Source organism: Phenylobacterium sp. (genome assembly GCF_025934275.1).
Classification (GTDB): Bacteria; Pseudomonadota; Alphaproteobacteria; order Caulobacterales; family Caulobacteraceae; genus Phenylobacterium.
Map to the genome: position 1 here is coordinate 1 of NZ_JAICYI010000030.1, position 18,840 is coordinate 18,840.

Sequence of the window (18,840 nt, forward strand, 5' to 3'; positions counted from 1 at the left end):
AAGACGCAGATGGTGCTGGCCGATCCGGTGGGCTCCGTGCTCGCGCCGCTCGTCGAGCGCGGAGAGCGGGTCGAAGCCGGCAGCTGGGTCGTGGAGGGCATCGGCGAGGACTTCGTGCCGAAGAACTGCGACCTTTCGTTCGTGAAGCGAGCCTACGAGATCCCGGATTCCGAGAGCATCGCCACGGCCCGGCTGCTGCTGACGCGGGCCGGCATCCTGGGCGGCTCCTCGTCGGGGACGCTGCTCGCCGCCGCCCTCCGGTACTGCCGCGAGCAGAGTGAGCCGAAGCGGGTGGTGACGCTGGTCTGCGACACGGGCTCCAGGTACCTTTCCAAGGTCTACAACGACAGCTGGGTGGCCGAGCAGGGGCTCGCCGAGCGCGAGCTGCACGGCGACCTCCGCGACCTGATCGCACGGGGCTCGGCGACCGGCGAAACCGTCACGGTGGGGCCCGACGACACGCTGCTCACCGCCTACAACCGCATGCGCCAGGCCGACGTCTCGCAGCTGCCGGTGCTGGACGAGGGACGGCTGATCGGGCTGATCGACGAGAGCGACCTCCTGGAAGCGGTCGAGGACCGGCGGCAGGACGCCCGCTTCAAGCAGCCGGTGGCGGCGGCGATGACCGCCAAGCTCTCGACGCTGCAGGCGGGCGAGCCGCTGGAGGCGCTGCTGCCGATCTTCGAAAAGGACCAGGTGGCGATCGTCCTGGAGGGCAGGGATTTCCTCGGCCTGATCACCCGCATCGACCTGATCAATTACCTGAGGCGGGCGGCGTGACCGGCGAGCGCGGCAAGAACCGGCTGGACTTCGCCACCCGCGCCATCCACGGCGGCCAGGCGCCCGACCCGACCACCGGGGCGGTGATGGTGCCGATCTACGCCACCTCGACCTACGCCCAGGAAAGTCCGGGCCGGCACAAGGGCTTCGAGTATTCCAGGAGCCAGAATCCGACGCGGTTCGCGCTGGAGCGGGCGCTGGCGGACCTGGAGAGCGGCGTGCGCGGCTTCGCCTTCGCCTCGGGGCTGGCGGCCATCGCCACCCTGCTGGATGCGCTGGCGGCCGGCGATCACGTGGTCGCCAGCGAGGATCTCTACGGCGGCTCCTTCCGGCTGTTCGACAAGGTCAGGAAGCGCTCCGCGGGGCTCGACTTCAGCTTCGTGGACCTGGCGGACCTGGCCGCGGTCGAGGCGTCGATCACGCCAAGGACCAGGCTGATCTGGGTGGAGACGCCGAGCAACCCGATGCTCAGGCTGGCCAACCTCGAAGCCATCGCCGCCCTCGCGAAGAAACACGGCGTCTGGGCGGCCGCCGACAACACCTTCGCCTCCCCCTATGTCCAGCGGCCGCTGGAGCTCGGCTTCGACCTCGTCATGCACTCGACCACCAAGTACGTCGGCGGCCATTCCGACGTGGTCGGCGGGGCCCTGATCGTGGGCGAGAACGCCGATCTCGCCGAACAGATCGGCTTCCTGCAGAACGCCGTGGGCGCGGTGGCCTCGCCGTTCGACAGCTTCCTGACGCTGCGCGGCCTCAAGACGCTGGCGCTCAGGATGCGCCAGCACTGCGACAACGCCGGTCGCATCGCGCAGTGGCTGGAGGCGCGCGGTGTCGGCCGGGTGATCTATCCCGGCCTCGCCAGCCATCCGCAGCATGCCCTGGCCAGGCGCCAGATGCGCGGCTTCGGCGGGATGATCACGGTGATCCTCGACCGCGACCTCGAGGCCACCAAGCTGGTGCTGGAGCGGCTGCGGCTGTTCACGCTCGCCGAGAGCCTGGGCGGCGTCGAGAGCCTGGCCGAGCATCCGGCGATCATGACCCACGCCTCGATCCCGCCCGAGGCGCGGGCGAGGCTCGGGATCACCGACGGCCTGATCCGGCTTTCGGTCGGCGTGGAGGACGCCGCCGACCTGATCGCCGACCTCGACCAGGCGCTGGGCTAGCCGGCCGCCGCCGCGCGGTCTTGCGAGAACAGCAGGTCCTGCCAGCGCCAGGAGGCGCCGCCGACCACGATGCGCGGCGAAGCCGGGCCCTCGGCCAGCTTCAGCAGCACCAGGCCGTGCACCAGTTGCCGGCGGCAGGCGACCGGCGAGAAGGCCACCTCCCACATGATCACCTCGCGCACGGCGGCGAGGCCGGCGCCGTCCTCGCCTTCCCGCTGGATCCAGCGGCCGTCGCGCCACAGGACGAGCGGCCGGCCGCGGTAGGCCAGGCTCATCGCGTCCCTGACCTTCCGGTCCTTGCGCAGGCGATCCTGCAGCCAGGCGGCCATGTTGCACTCGCCGCCGCCCGACTCGGCGGTGGCGGCGCCGGCGACCTCGGCCTCGCCGAGCTCGTCGCCGGGCGAGGTGGCGCGGCCCGGGGCGATCGGCAGCGGCGCGACGTCGGCCGGCGCCGGCTTCGGCCGCCGGACCTTGAGGCTCGCGACCGGCCTGGCCGCCGCAGCCTTGGGCGGCGCGGGCGTGGGCTTCGGCTCCGGCGCCGGCGGCTCGGGCGGCTTCGGCGGCTTCGGCGGCGCGAGCACCACCGGCAGCACGTCGGGCTCCTCGAAGTCGCGCAGCGCCGGCGAGGGCGCGACCGACAGGATCAGCGCCAGCAGGCCGGCGTGGGCGGCGGCCGAGACGGCCCACGCCCAGCGGCGCCGCTTGCGCCCATCCGCCATCGCACCCTCCGCTGCCGTCCCGGCGGCGCCGGGACGGAGAGCTTACGCCAGGACGATCAGCACCACGCGGCGGTTGGCCTGGCGGCCTTCGCGGGTGGTGTTGGGCTGCACCGGCGCATCCGGTCCGTAGGAGATGGTGTTCACCCGGTTCAGCGCGACGCCGTGCTGGTTCAGGTAGCGGCGCACCGCCTCGGCCCGGAGCTCGCCCAGGTGATAGTTGTAGTCCTTGGTCCCGGTGGAGTCGGTGTGGCCCTGGATCTCCACATAGACGTTCTTGTTGTCGCTCTTCAGCTTGTCGATGAAGGCGTCGAGCCGGGCCTGGGCCTCGGGGCTCAGGTCATAGTGGTTGACCCGGAACTTCATCGAATCGTCGGACAGCACTTCCGAATAGAGGAACTTGCCTTCCGCGAGCTTGCCGGCGGCCACGGCGCGGTCGAGCGCGTCCTTGGCGGTGCCTTCGACGGTCGTCACGTGCTGGTCGGTGGCGTCGACGCGCGTGGAGACGCTCGCGACCTGCTTGTTGACGTAGTCCTTGGTGGCGCAACCGCCTAGGCTCAGGCCGCCGAGCGCCAGCGCGCCGGCGATCATCATCGTTCGATTCATGAGGGGTGTTTCTCTCCCAGTCGGCCCCCGCCGCCTCGAGGCTCGACTGTTTCAGCACGGAAATAGGCCATTTCGTGGCGAGGCTTCGCCACAGCTGCGGCGTACGGTGAAGCTTACCGGCGTGGGAAGAACCGGGAAATCGCGTCAGAAAATCGCAGGCGGCCTGAGCGCGCCGGCGCAGCCGCGGGCGCGGCCGCAAGGCCCCAACCGCCAACGCACGATCTGACCGTTCGAGTGGTTCGAGTGGTTCGCGGTGCGAATTCTAGGAGGAGTTGGGGCGGGCCGCGGCGGCGGGATCGCCGCACGAGTCCTGCGCCGCCGGCCAGTCGAGGCCGAGGTGGGCGCAGAGGCGGGCGAGATGGACCCCGACCGAGGTTTCCGCAAAGCCTTCGGCCTCGGCGGCCTCGGACAGCCATTCCTCGGCGCGCTCGATCAGCTCGCCGCCTTCGGCGAACTCGTCGTCGTCGCCCTCGTCGTATTCGTTCCAGACCAGCCGCTCGACCCGGGCCTTGACCTGGGCCGAGCGCCGCTCGGCGCCCTCGCGGGCCGCAGCCTTCGCCCGGTCGGCCTCGGCGCGCTCGCCGGCGGCCTCGTAGCGGGCGAGCCTCGCCTCCAGGGCCACCGCCTGGCGCAGGCCGCGGGTGATCTTGTGGTAGGCGCCGGCGAGCCTCGCCTTCTTGTCCTCGTCGCGGGTGGCGACCACCGCGTCGGCGAGATCCTCGGCGAGCGCCAGCGAGAGCTGCTGCACCCGCTTCAGCACCGCCTCGTGCCTGGCCGCCCTGTCGCCGGAGTTGTCCATGAACAAAAGTAGAACACGGAAGCGGCGCCGGAGTCAAGGAAATGCGCGATTTGTTGTACCGCGGCAGCGCCGTAGGATGGCGCATGGACCATCACGCAGCCGTTTTCGCCGGCGCCGGCGTCGCGATCTTCGCCAGCATGGTCGGGGCGTTCTCGGCGTTGTTCATTCCACTGCTGGCGCGGCGGGCACGGAAGCGGCGGGGCGGCTAAACCCCTGCCCTTCCCATTCATGGGAAGGGGGGACCATCGGCCGACCCCGGCCTTGAGCCGGGGGAAGAGCCGATGGTGGGAAGGGCGAGGGATCTGCAGTGCGCCGGCTCGCCCCCTCCACCACTCGCTCTTCGGCGAGTGATCCCCCTCCCCCGTGAACGGGGGAGGTAGGCCTTGCTTCGGCCACGCTGGGGGGCGCAGGCTTCGCGCATGAGAACCGCCCTTCTTGTCGCTGCGCTCGCGGGCGCGCTGGCCGCGGCTTCTGGCGCGGCGGCGCAGGAGGTGATCGCGGCGGGGCCGCAGGGGGCGCCCCCCGTCGCGGGCCTCGCCGGCGATCCGGAGGACTCCCCCGAGGCGATCGGCGAATGGGGCCGGCGCGTGCTGGCCGGCGAGCCCACCGGGCCCGATGCGGCGCGCGCGGCGGCGATGCGGCGGGGCGGGCCCACAGGCTGCCTTCAGCCGGGCGATGACCGCAATCCGCACGGCGAGGTGACGGTGGGCGCCGGCACCGGCGGCTATCGCGAGGCGGGCGCGGTGGTGACCGCCCCGGTCGGAAGCTGCGCCCAGGTGACCATCGCGGTCGACGGGGCGCGCATCGATGCGCCGCGGCGGCGGCGGTAGCGCCCTCTCCGGCATCCCGGTCTCCGGCCGCGCCAAGACCGGATGACAGCTATGTGCGCGCGTATTCGGCCGTGAGCTCGCGGGCCATGGTGGCCAGCGGCTCCGGGAGGCGGGCCGGGATGACGCCGCGGCCGTACCTGGGGATCAGGTGCGAGAGCGGGCCGATGAGCACGTTGCGGGCGTGCTCGGGGCGGCCGAGCGAACGGGCGGTGGTGAAGAACAGCCGCCCGACCAGCATCGCCGCGTGCTCCGGCGCCAGGCGGGCCAGCGCGCGCTCCGCAACCTCCGGCGGGGTCTCGCCCTCGGCGAGCATGAAGACCCTCAGGATCGGCCAGTCGCGGGGGCGAAGCTCCGCCAGCTGGTCGTAGACCGCAAACGCGCCCGCGATCTCGCCGCCGGCCCTGAGCGCGCGCGCCTTGAGCACGATGAGCTGGACGGCGAACTCCGAGCCCGGGCGGCACAGCGAGAGCGCCCGGTCGTAGGCGGCGCAGGCGGCGTCGAGCTCGCCCAGGTAGGCGTGCAGCTGGCCGGTGACGGCCTGGGCGGCGGCGAAGTTGGCGCCGGTGGCGCGCGCCTCGGCCAGCAGCTCCTGCACCAGGCCGACGTGGCCGCGGAAGATGCAGAGCAGGAGCTTGGCCGCGGCCAGCGCCAGGAGCGGCTCGCCCCGCACGTGCGGCAGGGCGCGGAACACGAGGGTCTCGATCCGCGCCTCGATGGCCTCATAGGCCGCCATGTCGGCCGGGTCGATGTCGATGGCGTGCAGGGTGCGGGCGAAGAGCGTCACCGCCGACATCAGCGCCAGCACCGGATCGTCCGGGTCGGCGGCAAGCTCGTGCTCGAGGCGGGCGGAGATGTAGCGCCAGCCGGGGCCGCGCGAGCCGAAGAGCGCGAGCGCGGCGTCCTGCATGCGGATCTCCAGGGTGCCCGAGCCCGGCGCCTCGCCGGCCGAAGGCGCGAGCGCCAGGTCGCGCCAGAGCGCCGAGGCCAGCCTCTCGCAGGCCTCCTCCGCCAGCGGCTCGAGGTCCCGGTCGAGCTCGCAGCGGAGGGTGCGGACCGCCCGGCGCCCCGGCTCCTCGCGCAGCGTCAGCGCGACGCGCAGGCCCGCCTCGGCGTCGACCACGTCGACCCCCGCCGAGAAGCGGAACTCGCCGCGCAGGGGGGGATCGTCGGAAAGGTCGGGCCGCAAGGCCACGACCTGCGCGCCCGCGTAGTGGGCCGAGAGCTTGCCGGCGAGCGCCTGCAGGAAGGCGTCGAGCCGGGGCCTGCGCGCCGAATCGATCAGGCCGTGGACCGGGCCCACGACCAGGAACCCCGCGCGCTCAGGGCCCTTCGGCGGGGCGATCCAGACGTAGCCCTCGCCGTACTGGGTGGCGATGAAGCGCGGCGCGCGGGCCGAATCGCCCAGCTTCTTGCGCAGGCGGTTGACCACATAGTCGACGTTGCGGTCGCCGGCCTCGCCCTCCGGGTCCATGGCGTCCAGGAGCTGATCGCGGGAGAACAGCTGGCCGGGCCGCCGGGCGAGCGTCGCCAGCACCGCCCGGTCCTGCCGCGAGAAGCGCAGGCGCTGGCCGTCCTCCCGCGTCGCGCCCACGAAGCCCGGCTCGAACACCAACTCGTGGAAGCGCACGCGCGATGGGGCGTCGCGGTCGACGGCGGCGGCTGCCTCAGCCATGCGGCTCGAGCCCGGAAAGGGGGAAAACCAAATACCCGTCCAACAATTCCGCGCGAGCATCCGCCACGTCAGCCTCGCTGACAATTGTTCTGAGGGGACACCTATGAAGAAGCTGGCTTTGATCGCAGCCGTGGCGGCTGCCTCGCTCTCCTGCGCGCCGATCGCCACGGCGCAGACGGCGCGGCCGATCGTCGTGAAGTACGGCGACCTGAACCTGCGGAGCGAAGCCGGCCGGGCCGCCTTCCAGGCCAGGCTCGCGAGCGGTGTGTCCGCGTTCTGCGGCCCCGCGGCCTCGATCATGGACGTCGCCGGACAGCAGCGCCGCCGGGCCTGCGTCAAGGAGGCGACCGAAAAGACATTCGCGTCGCTGCAGAAGGCGGACAGCCGCTTCGCCGGCATGCAGACGCCGATCGTTCTCGCCGACCGCTGAGCAAGTCTGCGGGATTAGGGGCGGCTCCCGGGGTTCAAGGTCCCTCGGGAGCCGCTTTTTTTGTGGGGGATGGTGGGCGCGAGCGCCCGCATGCCCGTAGGTGCCGCGCCAAGAGCGCGCCCGGCACCTGACCCGGCCTCGACGAGCTACCGCCCTCGTCGACAGCATCCCCTACCCGTCACGGCACACTTTGAACCGCCGCCCTAGCCCATTCTCTGGAACCACCGCCGCTCCCCGTCGGGCAATGCCACCGGACAACCCGAGGACTCCGGATAATCGCTCGTGCGGACGATGGACGAACCGGGAATGGCTCGAAGCCCCAATGCTCCCGCCGAATGCTTGCAGGAGTGGGCAGGTTGGAGCAGGCTAGATTTGCTCCCACTTCACGCTACGGTAGAGCGGGATGTGATGGAGGGGCTCGTGTCTTGTGCCATCGAAGTTCGACACAGCGGCTTGAACAAATACCGCATCGTGCGCGGGGCCACCAATTATGAAGTCGACCAAAAGGCTGACGCGCTGAGAGCGCAGTGGGACAACGAATGGAAGCGGCGCCTCGCAGTGGAGCAGCGTCGTCAGGAGCGAGAACAGCAACTCCAATATAGTTGGAACAGCAAAGAGCGTGCGGCGGAGAGGACAGCCGCGGCGGAGCAAGTTTTGGGATCGCTCGCCACTATCCTCGTTGATGGCATTCGGAACTCGACGCCATTCTCATGGGACCAACTTAAAGACCCCAGAACCTTTCCGGAGCCAAGACCCACGAAGCCGACGCAGGAGGAAGCGCCCGCCGCGCCGATTCAAACCGCGGCGAGATATCAACCCAAAAACGGCTTGCTCGAATTTCTTTCTCGCAGTCGGCGGATGGCTGCGGCTGAAGCCGCGAAGAAGCTCTATAGCGAAGACCAGGAACGTTGGGCTGCTGAAGTCGCGGAGATAAATAGAAAGAGTGCGCTGAGAGAAAAGGAGTACGAGCGCTCGCTCAGCGAGTGGGATCTTGACAGGCAAGAATTCGAAAACTCTCTGCAAAGACAACACGCATCGGTGGATGAACGAGCAGCAGCAGCGGCGGCCGGCAAGGAAGGTGCTGTCGCCGAATTAATGAGCCACGCCGTCGATAACCTAGTTTTTCCAGAGTGCATCAACGTAAATCACGAACTCGACTACGATGCCGCCTCCAAGTGTTGCGTCATCGATTTCAATCTTCCGAAACCCGATGACCTGCCCACGCTCAAAGAAGTCCGATTCGTCCAGTCGCGATCGGAGTTCACTGAGAAACATATCTCTGACGCGGAGCGAGGGCGCCTATACGACAGCGTACTCTACCAAATTGCGCTTCGCGTGATTGTTGCCGCGTTTGCGGCTGACGCGAACGGCTACGTCCAGCGGGTGACATTCAACGGCTGGGTTGATTACGTTGACAAAGCATCTGGCATGGATGAGCGCTCCTGCGTCCTCACGGTCGCCGCAAACCGCTCGGACATTGATCGCATAGACTTCGAGCGGGTTGATCCAAAGCAATGCTTCCGAGCCCTGAAGGGCGTCGCGGCGTCGAAGCTCATCGGGCTCGCCCCCGTCGCTCCGCTGCAGCGGCCGCGGATCGTGGACAGTCGCTTCATCGAATCCCGCGACGTGGCATCCGGCATCGATCTTGGGACGAATATCGCCGCCATGGATTGGCAGGAGTTCGAACAGCTCGTGCGTCAACTCTTCGAGCGCGTGTTCTCAACCCCAGGGAGCGAGGTTCGCGTTACACAGGCAAGCCGTGATGGCGGTGTTGATGCCATTGTCTTCGATCCCGACCCAATTAAGGGCGGCAAGATCGTCATTCAGGCGAAGCGCTACACCAATACCGTCGGAGTTGGTGCGGTGCGGGACCTATACGGCACGGTCCTAAACGAAGGCGCTTCCAAGGGCATATTGGTCACCACGTCCACGTATGGACCCGATGCCCACAAATTCGCAGCTGGCAAGCCGCTCACGCTTCTCGACGGCGGCAACCTTCTCTCGCTTCTCGAAGGAATTGGCGTGAAGGCGCGCATCGACCTTCGCGAGGCGAAAGCCCTACTTTCCGAGAGCGAGCAATCCGTCATCCGCCGGTAGCGGCGACTCGCCCCCTCCACCGCTTCGCGGCCCCTCCCCCGTGAACGGGCGAGGAGCGCTTATCGAGGCCTGAACCCCCTGTGCCCGGGCCAGCCCTTCGGCGCCAGCTTCCCCGCCCCCGCGCGCCTCCCCAGCCAGTCGCGCCAGTCGGGCCAGGTGCGGGTGCGGCCGGAGGCGTCGACGGTGGTGAGGCCGGCCTCGGCCTGGAAGGCGTGGGCGTCGCGCAGGCCGCCTTCGCGGTAGGCCTGCAGCTTGACGCCCTTGCCGCGGGGCATCTCGGGCAGCTCGGCGACCGGGAAGATCAGCAGCTTGCCGTTGTCGCCGATGACGGCGAGCTGGTCGGCCTCGCCCAGCGGCTCGCAGACCACGGCCTGCCTGGCGTTCAGCACCTGCTTGCCGGCGCGGCGGAAGGCGATCGCCTCCTCCTCCGGCAGGATGAAGCCGTAGCCCTCGCGCGAGGCCAGGATGCGCCTGGCGCCGGGCTTGTGGACGAAGACCGCGACGAGATCGACCTTGTCGTCGAGGTCGATCATCAGGCGCAGCGGCTCGCCCGCGCCGCGGGCCGAGGGGAGCTTGTCGCAGGGGAGCGTGAAGAAGCGGCCGTCGGAGGCGAAGAGCAGCAGCTTGTCGACCGTCTCGGCCGGGACCAGGAAGCCCAGGCGGTCGCCCTCCTTGAACTTCAGCTCCGAGGGGTCGTCGATGCGGCCCTTGGCGGCGCGGATCCAGCCGCGCTCGGAGAGGATGACGGTGATCGGCTCGCGCACGATCATCGCCTCCATGGCCGCCTCGGCGTCGACCTGCGGGGCCGCGGCGAAGGCGGAGCGGCGGCGGGTGAGCTCGCCGAGCTGGGCCTTGACGTCCCTGAGGCCGGCGCCGACGAGCGTCCACTGGGCGCGCTCGGAGGCCAGCATGCCGGCGATGCCGTCGCGCTCCTCGGCGAGCTCGGCGTGCTCGCGGCGGAGCTCCATCTCCTCCAGCCTGGCGAGCTGGCGCAGGCGGGTGTTGAGGATCGCCTCGGCCTGGAGGTCGTCGAGGGCGAAGGCCTCGATCAGCCTGGCCTTGGGCGCTTCCTCGTAGCGGACGATGCGGATCACCTCGTCGAGGTTGAGGTAGGCGACCATCAGGCCGGCCAGGATGTGCAGCCGGGCCTCGATCCTGGCCAGCCGATGGCGGGCCCTGCGGACCAGCACCTCGCGGCGGTGGCCGAGGAAGGCCGCGAGCGCCTGCTTGAGGTTGAGGACGCCGGGCGTGCCGCGGGCGTCGAGGACGTTGAGGTTGACCGAGAAGCGGGTCTCCAGGTCGGAGAGCCTGAACAGGCTCTCCATGAGCACCTCGGGGTCGATGTTGCGGCTCTTGGGCTCGAGGACCAGGCGGACGTCCTCGGCGCTCTCGTCGCGCACGTCGCCCAGCAGCGGGGCCTTCCTGGATTCGATGAGCAGGGCCAGCGCCTCGACGAGGTCGGCCTTCTTGACCTGGTAGGGCACCTCGGTGACGACGATGCGCCAGGTCCCGTTGGCGAGCTTCTCCTTCTCCCAGCGGGCGCGCAGGCGCACCCCGCCGCGGCCGGTGTCGTAGGTCTCGGCGAGCGAGGCCTCCGGCTCGACGATGACGCCGCCGGTCGGGAAGTCCGGGCCGCGGACGTGGGCCATGAGGTCGGCGGTCGAGGCCTGCGGGTTGGCGAGGAGGGCCAGGCAGGCGTCGATCAGCTCGCCCGGATTGTGCGGCGGGATGGAGGTCGCCATGCCGACGGCGATGCCGGTCGCCCCGTTCGCCAGCAGGTTCGGGAAGCCGGCCGGCAGCACCACCGGCTCCTCCTCGGAGCCGTCGTAGGTGGGCTTGAAGTCGACCGCGTCCTCGTCGATGCCGTCGAGGAGCAGGGTGGCGGCGGCGGTCAGCCGGCACTCGGTGTAGCGCATGGCCGCGGCGTTATCGCCGTCGATGTTGCCGAAGTTGCCCTGGCCGTCGACCAGCGGGATGCGCTGGGCGAAATCCTGCGCCATGCGCACCAGGGTGTCGTAGATCGCCTGGTCGCCGTGCGGGTGGTAGCCGCCCATCACCTCGCCCACCACCTTGGCGCACTTGCGGGCGGCGGCCTCCGGGTTGAGGCGCATCTCGCGCATGGCGTAGAGCACGCGGCGCTGCACGGGCTTGAGCCCATCGCGCACGTCCGGCAGGGCGCGGTCGGTGATGACGCTGAGCGCATAGGCGAGGTAGCGGCGCGAGAGCGCCTCGGCGAGCGGCTCGTCGATGATCCGGTCCGGCTCGGAGCCGTCGGGCGGGGGGGTGTCTAGAGGCATCTGGGAAGCATGGAATCAGCCGGGCGTTTCACCGCCCTGATTAGCGCGTCCCGGGCCTGCGCGCGATGCGCTCAGGCGCCGCCGACCACCCGCAGCGGACCGCCGACCAGCGAACGGACGTAGGCGCTGGCCGCGCCCATGGCGATCGCCAGCGCCAGGGCCAGGATGACGATCAGCGCAAAGCAGGTGAGCGAGCGCGGCTCCGGCGTGCGCATCACGACCGGCAGGCCCTCGCGCAGCAGGTAGAGGCTGTAGAGGCCGCCCAGGATCATCATCGCCATGCCGAGCGACGGCAGCAGCGCGAAGACGCCGGCGAGCCAGACCGCCGTGCCGGAATAGGCGGCGAGCTTCAGCGCCTGGCCGCGCTCGGCCCGACCGCCGAACCGCGGCGCCACCAGGGCGACGATCAGGGCCAGGAGCCAGACGCCGATCAGCGTGAAGAGGTAGTTCAGGGCGGCTTCGGCCAGCAGCCCGCGCACGGTCGGCCGGATCTCGATGCCGGCGATGCCGGAGCCGAACAGCAGGCCGCCGATCACCCCGCAGACCGGCGGGACCGCGGCCAGCGGGCCGACGTAGCGGCGGTAGAGCTCCGCGCCGTCGGCGGGCTCCTGCGCGATCGTCCGCCAGGTGCGCCGGGGCCGCAGGATCAGCGCCGCGGCGCGGCCGGCCGGCGACCAGGGCCGCGGCTGCGGCTCGCGCGCGCTCATCGCCCTCGTCCCAACCCGCCTGCTCCTGACCCGCGATCGGCGAGCCTAGAGCATGGGCCGGGCGCGGCAAGCGGCCGGCGCGCGGGTCGGCTAGACTTCACCGGCTAGCGAATCAGGAGCCTGCATGGCGCGCGACGGCGCACTCTACGTCTGCCAGGCCTGCGGCGCGGCCCAGTCCAAGTGGGCCGGGCAGTGCGCGGGGTGCGGCGCGTGGAACACCCTGGTGGAGGAGCTCACCAGCCGCCCGCCGGGCGCGCTGGCCCCGAGCCGCGCGGCCAAGGGCCGGGGGCTGGCCTTCGAGGGCCTGCAGGACGAGACCCCCTCCCCGCCCCGGATCGCCACCGGCGTCGAGGAGTTCGACCGGGTGTGCGGCGGCGGCGTCGTGCCGGGCTCGGCGATCCTGCTGGGCGGCGACCCCGGCGTCGGCAAGTCGACGCTGCTGCTGCAGGTGGCCGCCAGCGCCGCGCGGCGCGGCGCGGCCTGCGCCTACATCTCCGGCGAGGAGGCGATCGAGCAGATCCGCAGCCGGGCGCGGCGCATGGGCCTGGCCGATGCGCCGGTGCGGCTCGCCGCCGAGACGGCGCTGCGCGACATCCTCGACGGCCTCAAGCGCGAGCCGCTCGACCTGGTGGTCATCGATTCCATCCAGACCCTGTGGAGCGACGCGCACGAGGCGGCGCCGGGCTCGGTGACCCAGGTGCGCGCGGCGGCCGGCGAGCTGGTGCGGCTGGCCAAGACGCGGGGCGTGGCGGTGATCCTGGTCGGCCACGTCACCAAGGAGGGAACCATCGCCGGTCCGCGGGTGATCGAGCACATGGTCGACGCCGTCCTCGCCTTCGAGGGCGAGCGCGGCTATCCGTTCCGCATCCTGCGCGGCGCCAAGAACCGCTTCGGCGCGACCGACGAGATCGGGGTGTTCGAGATGGGCGACGCGGGCCTGGCGGAGGTGAAGAACCCCTCGGCCCTGTTCCTCAACACCTCCGGCGAGCGGGCGGCGGGCGCGGCGGTGTTCGCCGGCATCGAGGGCTCGCGGCCGGTGCTGGTGGAATTCCAGGCGCTGGTCGCGCCCTCCGCCTACGGGACGCCGCGGCGGGCGGTGGTGGGCTGGGACTCCGGGCGGCTGGCGATGGTGTTGGCGGTGCTGGAGGCGCGCTGCGGGCTCGGGCTCGGCGACCGCGACGTCTACCTCAACGTGGCCGGCGGCCTGCGGATCAGCGAACCCGCCGCCGACCTGGCCGCCGCGGCGGCGCTGGTCTCCTCCGCGCTGGACCAGGCGCTGCCGCAGGACTGCGTGGTGTTCGGCGAGATCAGCCTGGCGGGCGAGGTGCGCTCGGTGAGCCGCATGGACGCGCGGCTGAAGGAGGCGGCCAAGCTGGGCTTCCGCCGCGCGCTCGGTCCGGCCGAGCTGGAGCGGCAGGCGGGCATCGCCGCCGCCCCGGTCGGCCGCCTCGCCGACGCCATCCGCCGCCTGCGCGACGAGGACTGGGGCGACGGGGACGCCGGCGAATGACCAAGTTCGACCTGATCGTGCTCGTCCTGCTCTTGATCTCCGCCGCGGTGGGCTGGGCGCGCGGCGCGATCCGGGAGGTGGCGGCCCTGGTGGCGCTGGTCGGCGCTGGCGTCATCGCGGTGATCGGGCTGCCGACCATGACCCCGCTCGTCGGCCACATGATCCACACCCGCTGGGTGGCGGCGCTGGTCGCGCTGATCGTCGTGTTCGTCGTCTGCTACGGCCTGCTGCGGCTCATCGGCGCGGGGATTGCCCAGAGGGTGCAAAGGACCCATGTGCTGGGCGGCCTGGACCGCACGGCGGGGCTGGGCATTGGCCTTGCGCGCGGTCTGGCGGTGCTCGGCGGCCTCTATCTGATGTTCAACGCCGCCACGCCCGAGGACCTGCGCCCCAGCTGGATCACCGGCTCGGCGACCTGGCCCGCGGCGCGCGCCATGGGCGGGCTGATCACCGAGCTCGCGCCTCAGGGCCTGCACTTCGCCGGGCGCCTGAAGCCGGCCATCGAGCACGTGGTGGGCGGCGGCTCAGGTGACAGACGCGCCGCGGGAAGCTACGACGCCGCCGATCGCGGCGGGACCGACGATCCGGAGAAGGCCCCATGAGCCAGATGCACGAACGATGGTCACCCCCCGTTCGTGACCCCTTGGACGACACGCCCCGGCTGGAGTGCGGCGTCTTCGGGATCTTCGACGTCGACCAGGCCGCGGCGATCGTCGCGCTCGGGCTGCACGCCCTGCAGCACCGCGGCCAGGAGGCCTGCGGCATGGCCTCGTTCGACGGTCAGCGCTTCCACACCGAACGCCACATGGGCCACGTGGGCGACGCCTTCGGCGGCATGGACCTGATGCAGCGCCTGCCCGGCCGCGCCGCGATCGGCCACACCCGCTACTCCACCGCCGGCGGCTCGTTCATCCGCAACGTCCAGCCGATGTTCGCCGACCTCGAGAGCGGCGGCGTCGCGCTCGCCCACAACGGCAACCTGACCAACTTCCTGACGCTTCGCGAACAACTCGTCGCGGAGGGCCGCATCTTCCAGTCCACCTCCGATTCCGAGGTGATGCTCCACCTGATCGCGCGCTCGCGGAAGCGCCGCTTCGTCGAGCGCCTGATCGATGCGCTCGCCCAGATCGAGGGCGGCTATGCGCTGGTGGCGATCACCAACAAGAAGCTGATCGGGGTGCGCGACCCGCTGGGCATCCGCCCGCTGGTGCTCGGCGAGCTGGACGGCAAGGCGGTGCTGGCCTCCGAGACCTGCGCCCTCGACATGATCGGCGCGCGCTTCGTGCGCGACGTCGAGCACGGCGAGCTGGTGGTGATCGACCACGACGGCCTGACGTCCTACCGGCCGTTCCCCGCCGAGCGGGCGAGGCCCTGCATCTTCGAGTACGTCTACTTCGCCCGCCCGGACTCGATGGTGAACGGCAAGTCGGTCTACGAGGTCAGGAAGCGCATGGGCCGCAGGCTCGCCCAGGAGGCGCCGGCCGACGTGGACGTGGTCGTCCCGGTGCCGGACTCCGGCGTCCCGGCGGCGCTCGGCTTCGCGCAGGAAGCGGGCCTGCCCTACGAGCTCGGGATCATCCGCAACCACTATGTGGGGCGGACATTCATCCAGCCCACCCAGGGCCAGCGCGAGATGGGCGTGCGGATGAAGCTGTCGCCGAACCGCGCCGTGCTGGCCGGCAAGAAGGTGCTGCTGGTGGACGATTCCATCGTCCGCGGCACGAACTCGATCCGCGTGGTGCGCATGGTCCGCGAGGCGGGCGCCAAGGAAGTGCACCTGCGCTCGGCCTCGCCGCCGCTGAAGTGGCCGGACTTCTACGGCATCGACATGCCCGACCGCGACAAGCTCCTGGCGGCCAACCACTCGGTCGAGGAGATCGCCAAGATCCTCAACGTGGATTCCATGGGCTACCTCTCGGTCGACGGGCTCTACTGGGCGATGGAGGCGGGTCCGCGCGACGCCGCCCACCCGCAGTTCACCGACCACTACTTCACCGGCGACTACCCCACGCGGCTGCTCGATCGGGAGATCGCCGAGGGCCGCAACGAGGCCGTGGAGCGCCAGCTCTCGTTCCTGGTCGGCGCGTGAGCGCAGACGCCGCGCGGACGAGCCGCGCGCGGCAGGGCTGGCTGGGACGCCTCAAGCCCGACTGGTACCTGGTCCTGATCCTGACGATGGTGGCGATCGCGACCCTCGCCCCGGCCCGCGGCGCGGCCGCGCCGGCGTTCGGCCTGGCGACCAGCATCGCCATCGGCCTGGTGTTCTTCCTGCACGGCGCGCGGCTCTCGCGCGAGGCGGTGATCGGCGGCCTGACGCACTGGCGGCTGCATTTCGTGGTGCTGGGCTCGACGTTCGGGCTGTTCCCGATCCTCTGCCTCGGGTTGGCCGCCCTGCCCGCCTGGATCACGCCGTCGGCGCTCGCCGGCGGCGTCGTCTTCCTGGGCTGCCTTCCCTCGACCATCCAGTCCTCGATCGCCTTCACGGTGATCGCCCGCGGCAACGTGGCCGCCGCCGTCGCCGCCGCCTCGGCCTCCAACCTGCTCGGCGTGGCCCTGACGCCGCTGCTGGTGGCGCTCACCCTGCACGCCAAGGGGGCGGCGAGCCCGCACGCGGTCCAGGCCATCGTCCTGCAGCTCCTGGCGCCGTTCCTCGCGGGCCAGCTGCTTCGCCGCTGGATCGGCGGCTTCGTGACGCGCAACGCCGGCTGGCTGTCGAAGATCGATCGCGGCTCCATCCTGCTCGTCGTCTACACCGCCTTCTCGAGCGCGGTGGTGGGCGGCGTCTGGCGGATGGTCGGGGCCCTTGACCTGACGCGCCTGCTGGTGATCTGCGCCGGGCTGCTGGCCGTCGTGCTCCTGGCCACCTGGTCGGCCGCGCGTGCCCTCGGCTTCGCCAAGCCCGACGAGATCACCATCGTCTTCTGCGGCTCGAAGAAGAGCCTGGCGTCCGGCGTGCCGATGGCCGGCGTGCTGTTCCCCGGCCCGGCCGCCGGCGTCGCGCTGCTGCCGCTGATGGTCTTCCACCAGATCCAGCTGATGGCCTGCGCGGTGATCGCCTCGCGCTACGCGAACCGGCGGGACAGCGAGGCGGAGAGCCGCTAGGAAGCGCGCCATGTCCGAGGCGGCCCCTCTCTCCGAGCGCATCGCGCTGGTCACCGGCGCGAGCCGCGGGATCGGCCGGGCCGCGGCCCTGGCGCTGGCCAAGGCCGGCGCCCACGTGATCGCCGTCGCCCGCACCCAGGGCGGGCTCGAGGAGCTGGACGACGAGGTCCGCGCCGCGACCGGCCAGGGCGCGACGCTCGTTCCGCTGGACATCGCCGAGGGGAGCGGCCTCGACCAGCTGGGCTACCAGATCCATCAGCGGTTCGGCCGGCTCGACGTGCTGGTGCACGCGGCGGCGATCCTGGGCCCCATGACGCCGGTGTCGCACATCGAGCCCGCGCACTGGGACCGCGTGGTGGCGGTGAACCTGACGGCGAGCTATCGCCTGATCCGCACGACCGAGCCGCTGCTGCGCGCCGCCCCGGCCGCCCGGGCGATCTTCCTGACCTCCGGCGCCGCCGCCCATCCGCGCGCCTTCTGGGGCCCCTACGCGATCACCAAGGCGGCGCTGGAAGCCATGGTCCGCACCTGGGCCGACGAGCTCGAGAAGACCAGCGTGCGCGGGGTGCTGCTGAGTCCCGGGCCCATGCGCACGCGCATGCGCGCCGAGGCGATGCCCGGCGAGGACCCGCAGACCCTGCCGGAGCCCGCCGAAATCGGCCCGCTGGTCGTCGAGCTCGCGCTGGCCGACCTGGACCTTCCGATCAAGCCCGTGAGCTTCGCCGCGTGGAAGCAGACCGGCCGCCTCGCGCCGGCCTGAGGCCGGGCCGCGGCGCCGGAGCGCGCTCCTCCCCCTCGGCGTACGGGTTGCGGTTCGACTTGACCGTCAGCCGGATCGGCACGCCCGGCAGATCGAAGCTTTCGCGCAGCGAGTTGACCAGGTAGCGCCGGTAGCTGTCCGGCAGCTGCGCCGCGCGGCTGGCGAACAGCACGAAGGTGGGCGGCCGCGCCTTGGTCTGGGCCATGTACTTGGGCTTGATCCGCCGGCCGTTCACCGCCGGCGGTGGATGCCGCTGGATGGCGATCTGCAGCCAGTCGTTCAGGTCGCGCGTCTTGACCTTGGTCGACCAGTCGTCGTGCACCTTGATCACGGCGGGCATCAGGCGCTCGAGCCCGCGCCCGGTCTCGGCCGACAGCGCCACGATCGGCGCGCCCTTGACCTGCGGGAGCTGCCGCTGCGCCGCCTCGACGAGCTCACGCAGCACCGCCTGGGGCTCGGCGACCAGGTCCCACTTGGCGAGGGCGAACACCAGCCCGCGGCCCTCCCGCTCGACCAGGTCGGCGATCTGCAGGTCCTGAATCTCGAATGGGTGGGTGGCGTCCATCACCAGGATCACCACCTCAGCGAAGGTGATCGCCCGGATCGCGTCCTGGGTGGAGAGCTTCTCGAGCTTCTCGTGCACCTTGGCCTTGCGTCTGAGGCCGGCGGTGTCGACCAGGCGGATGCGGCGATCCTGCCAGACCCAGTCGACGGGGACGGCGTCGCGAGTGATGCCGGCCTCGGGGCCGGTGAGGAGGCGCTCCTCGCCGATCAGCCGGTTGACCAGCGTCGACTTGCCCGCGTTCGGCCGGCCGACGATGGCGATGCGGATCGGCTTCTCGCCGGGTTCGTCCTCCGCCGCGTCCTCTTCCGGCCAGGCGACGGCGGAGATCGCCGCATAGAGATCGCTCATCCCCTCGCCGTGCTCGGCCGAGATCGGCGCGGGCTCCCCCAGGCCCAGGCGATAGGCCTCCAGCGCGCCGGCCTCGCCCGCGTGGCCCTCGGCCTTGTTGGCCGCCACGACCACCGGCTTGCCGCGCTTGCGGAGCAGATCGGCGAACACCTCGTCGAGCGGCGTCACGCCCTCGCGCGCATCGATGACCAGCACCGCCACGTCGGCCTCGTCGATGGCCCGCTCCGTCTGGACCCGCATGCGGGCTTCCAGGCTCTCGTCCGTGACGTCCTCGAATCCGGCGGTGTCGATGAGCTCGAGATCGAGGTCGCCGAGCCGGCCGGTGGCGAAGCGGCGGTCGCGGGTGACGCCGGGCATGTCGTCGACGATGGCGAGCTTGCGCCCCGCAAGACGGTTGAACAGCGTGGACTTACCGACGTTGGGACGGCCGACGATCGCCAGTTTCAGCGCCATGACGT

General features: G+C 71.1%; 17 protein-coding genes and 1 pseudogene. 11 read left to right on the top strand and 7 right to left on the bottom strand.

The features are described from left to right. Window positions 1-780, top strand: a 780-nt coding sequence (locus Q0W60_RS09355) for a pyridoxal-phosphate dependent enzyme (protein ID WP_297694852.1), incomplete at its 5' end; no start/stop codon positions are given. After that, window positions 777-1,943: a cystathionine gamma-synthase gene (locus Q0W60_RS09360; RefSeq protein ID WP_297694854.1), complete on the top strand. Its 1,167-nt coding sequence runs from the start codon at window positions 777-779 to the stop codon at window positions 1,941-1,943. The genes Q0W60_RS09355 and Q0W60_RS09360, both read left to right, overlap by 4 nt. Here Q0W60_RS09360 and Q0W60_RS09365 read toward each other — a convergent pair. The 3 genes from Q0W60_RS09365 to Q0W60_RS09375 form a co-directional block, all read right to left on the bottom strand. Beyond that, entirely contained in the window at window positions 1,940-2,662 is a 723-nt protein-coding gene (locus Q0W60_RS09365; protein WP_297694856.1) for a hypothetical protein, read from the bottom strand. The two genes, Q0W60_RS09360 and Q0W60_RS09365, sit on opposite strands and share 4 nt — an antisense overlap. A gap of 42 nt (window positions 2,663-2,704) precedes the next feature. Beyond that, window positions 2,705-3,265 (bottom strand): OmpA family protein, encoded by a 561-nt coding sequence (locus Q0W60_RS09370; protein ID WP_297694858.1) that lies wholly within the window; start codon window positions 3,263-3,265, stop codon window positions 2,705-2,707. Window positions 3,266-3,527: 262 nt separating this feature from the next. Beyond that, the gene (locus Q0W60_RS09375; RefSeq protein WP_297694860.1) at window positions 3,528-4,064 is read right to left on the bottom strand and encodes a hypothetical protein; all 537 of its coding nucleotides are present in this window, start codon (window positions 4,062-4,064) and stop codon (window positions 3,528-3,530) included. 83 nt (window positions 4,065-4,147) lie between these two features. On the opposite strand from Q0W60_RS09375, the gene Q0W60_RS09380 reads away from it, so the two are divergent. Further along, entirely contained in the window at window positions 4,148-4,273 is a 126-nt protein-coding gene (locus tag Q0W60_RS09380) for a hypothetical protein (RefSeq protein ID WP_297694862.1), read from the top strand. A 210-nt stretch (window positions 4,274-4,483) separates the two neighbouring features. Further along, a complete protein-coding gene (locus Q0W60_RS09385; RefSeq protein ID WP_297694864.1) occupies window positions 4,484-4,894 on the top strand; it encodes a hypothetical protein in 411 nt (136 codons plus the stop codon). Between the two features lie 49 nt (window positions 4,895-4,943). Here the strand turns inward: Q0W60_RS09385 and Q0W60_RS09390 are convergent, their stop codons facing one another. Further along, a complete protein-coding gene (locus Q0W60_RS09390; RefSeq protein ID WP_297694866.1) occupies window positions 4,944-6,566 on the bottom strand; it encodes a winged helix-turn-helix domain-containing protein in 1,623 nt (540 codons plus the stop codon). 103 nt (window positions 6,567-6,669) lie between these two features. Between Q0W60_RS09390 and Q0W60_RS09395 the strand changes: the two genes are divergently transcribed. Together Q0W60_RS09395 and Q0W60_RS09400 are read left to right on the top strand one after the other, a co-directional pair. Further along, window positions 6,670-6,996 carry a UrcA family protein gene (locus Q0W60_RS09395; RefSeq protein WP_297694868.1) on the top strand — a complete coding sequence of 109 codons (327 nt, stop codon included), beginning with the start codon at window positions 6,670-6,672 and terminating at the stop codon, window positions 6,994-6,996. 408 nt (window positions 6,997-7,404) lie between these two features. After that, a complete protein-coding gene (locus Q0W60_RS09400) occupies window positions 7,405-9,093 on the top strand; it encodes a restriction endonuclease (protein ID WP_297694870.1) in 1,689 nt (562 codons plus the stop codon). A 59-nt stretch (window positions 9,094-9,152) separates the two neighbouring features. On the opposite strand, the gene parC is transcribed toward Q0W60_RS09400, so the two are convergent. Then, complete coding sequence (gene parC, locus Q0W60_RS09405) at window positions 9,153-11,390, bottom strand: DNA topoisomerase IV subunit A (protein WP_297694872.1); 2,238 nt, start codon at window positions 11,388-11,390, stop codon at window positions 9,153-9,155. Window positions 11,391-11,461: 71 nt separating this feature from the next. Further along, a complete protein-coding gene (locus tag Q0W60_RS09410) occupies window positions 11,462-12,097 on the bottom strand; it encodes a Yip1 family protein (RefSeq protein WP_297694874.1) in 636 nt (211 codons plus the stop codon). A 124-nt stretch (window positions 12,098-12,221) separates the two neighbouring features. Here Q0W60_RS09410 and radA point away from each other — a divergent pair, with 124 nt between their 5' ends. Genes radA through Q0W60_RS09435 form a run of 5 tightly spaced genes read left to right on the top strand, consistent with a single transcriptional unit; the run spans window position 12,222 to window position 17,469 of the window. After that, complete coding sequence (gene radA, locus Q0W60_RS09415; RefSeq protein ID WP_297694876.1) at window positions 12,222-13,607, top strand: DNA repair protein RadA; 1,386 nt, start codon at window positions 12,222-12,224, stop codon at window positions 13,605-13,607. Next, the gene (locus Q0W60_RS09420; protein WP_297694878.1) at window positions 13,604-14,209 is read left to right on the top strand and encodes a CvpA family protein; all 606 of its coding nucleotides are present in this window, start codon (window positions 13,604-13,606) and stop codon (window positions 14,207-14,209) included. The genes radA and Q0W60_RS09420 overlap by 4 nt, the downstream gene beginning before the upstream one ends. After that, entirely contained in the window at window positions 14,206-15,696 is a 1,491-nt protein-coding gene (purF, locus tag Q0W60_RS09425) for an amidophosphoribosyltransferase (protein ID WP_297694880.1), read from the top strand. Before Q0W60_RS09420 ends, purF begins: the two co-directional genes overlap by 4 nt. Further along, the gene (locus Q0W60_RS09430; protein ID WP_366075419.1) at window positions 15,693-16,709 is read left to right on the top strand and encodes a bile acid:sodium symporter family protein; all 1,017 of its coding nucleotides are present in this window, start codon (window positions 15,693-15,695) and stop codon (window positions 16,707-16,709) included. The genes purF and Q0W60_RS09430 overlap by 4 nt, the downstream gene beginning before the upstream one ends. Before the next feature lie 10 nt (window positions 16,710-16,719). Continuing rightward, window positions 16,720-17,469, top strand: coding sequence for an SDR family NAD(P)-dependent oxidoreductase (locus tag Q0W60_RS09435; protein ID WP_297694882.1), 750 nt, complete (start codon window positions 16,720-16,722; stop codon window positions 17,467-17,469). Between the two features lie 28 nt (window positions 17,470-17,497). Here Q0W60_RS09435 and der read toward each other — a convergent pair. Beyond that, window positions 17,498-18,835 (bottom strand): annotated as a pseudogene (gene der, locus Q0W60_RS09440) (ribosome biogenesis GTPase Der); the annotation flags it as partial. Between the last annotated feature and the right edge of the window lie 5 nt (window positions 18,836-18,840).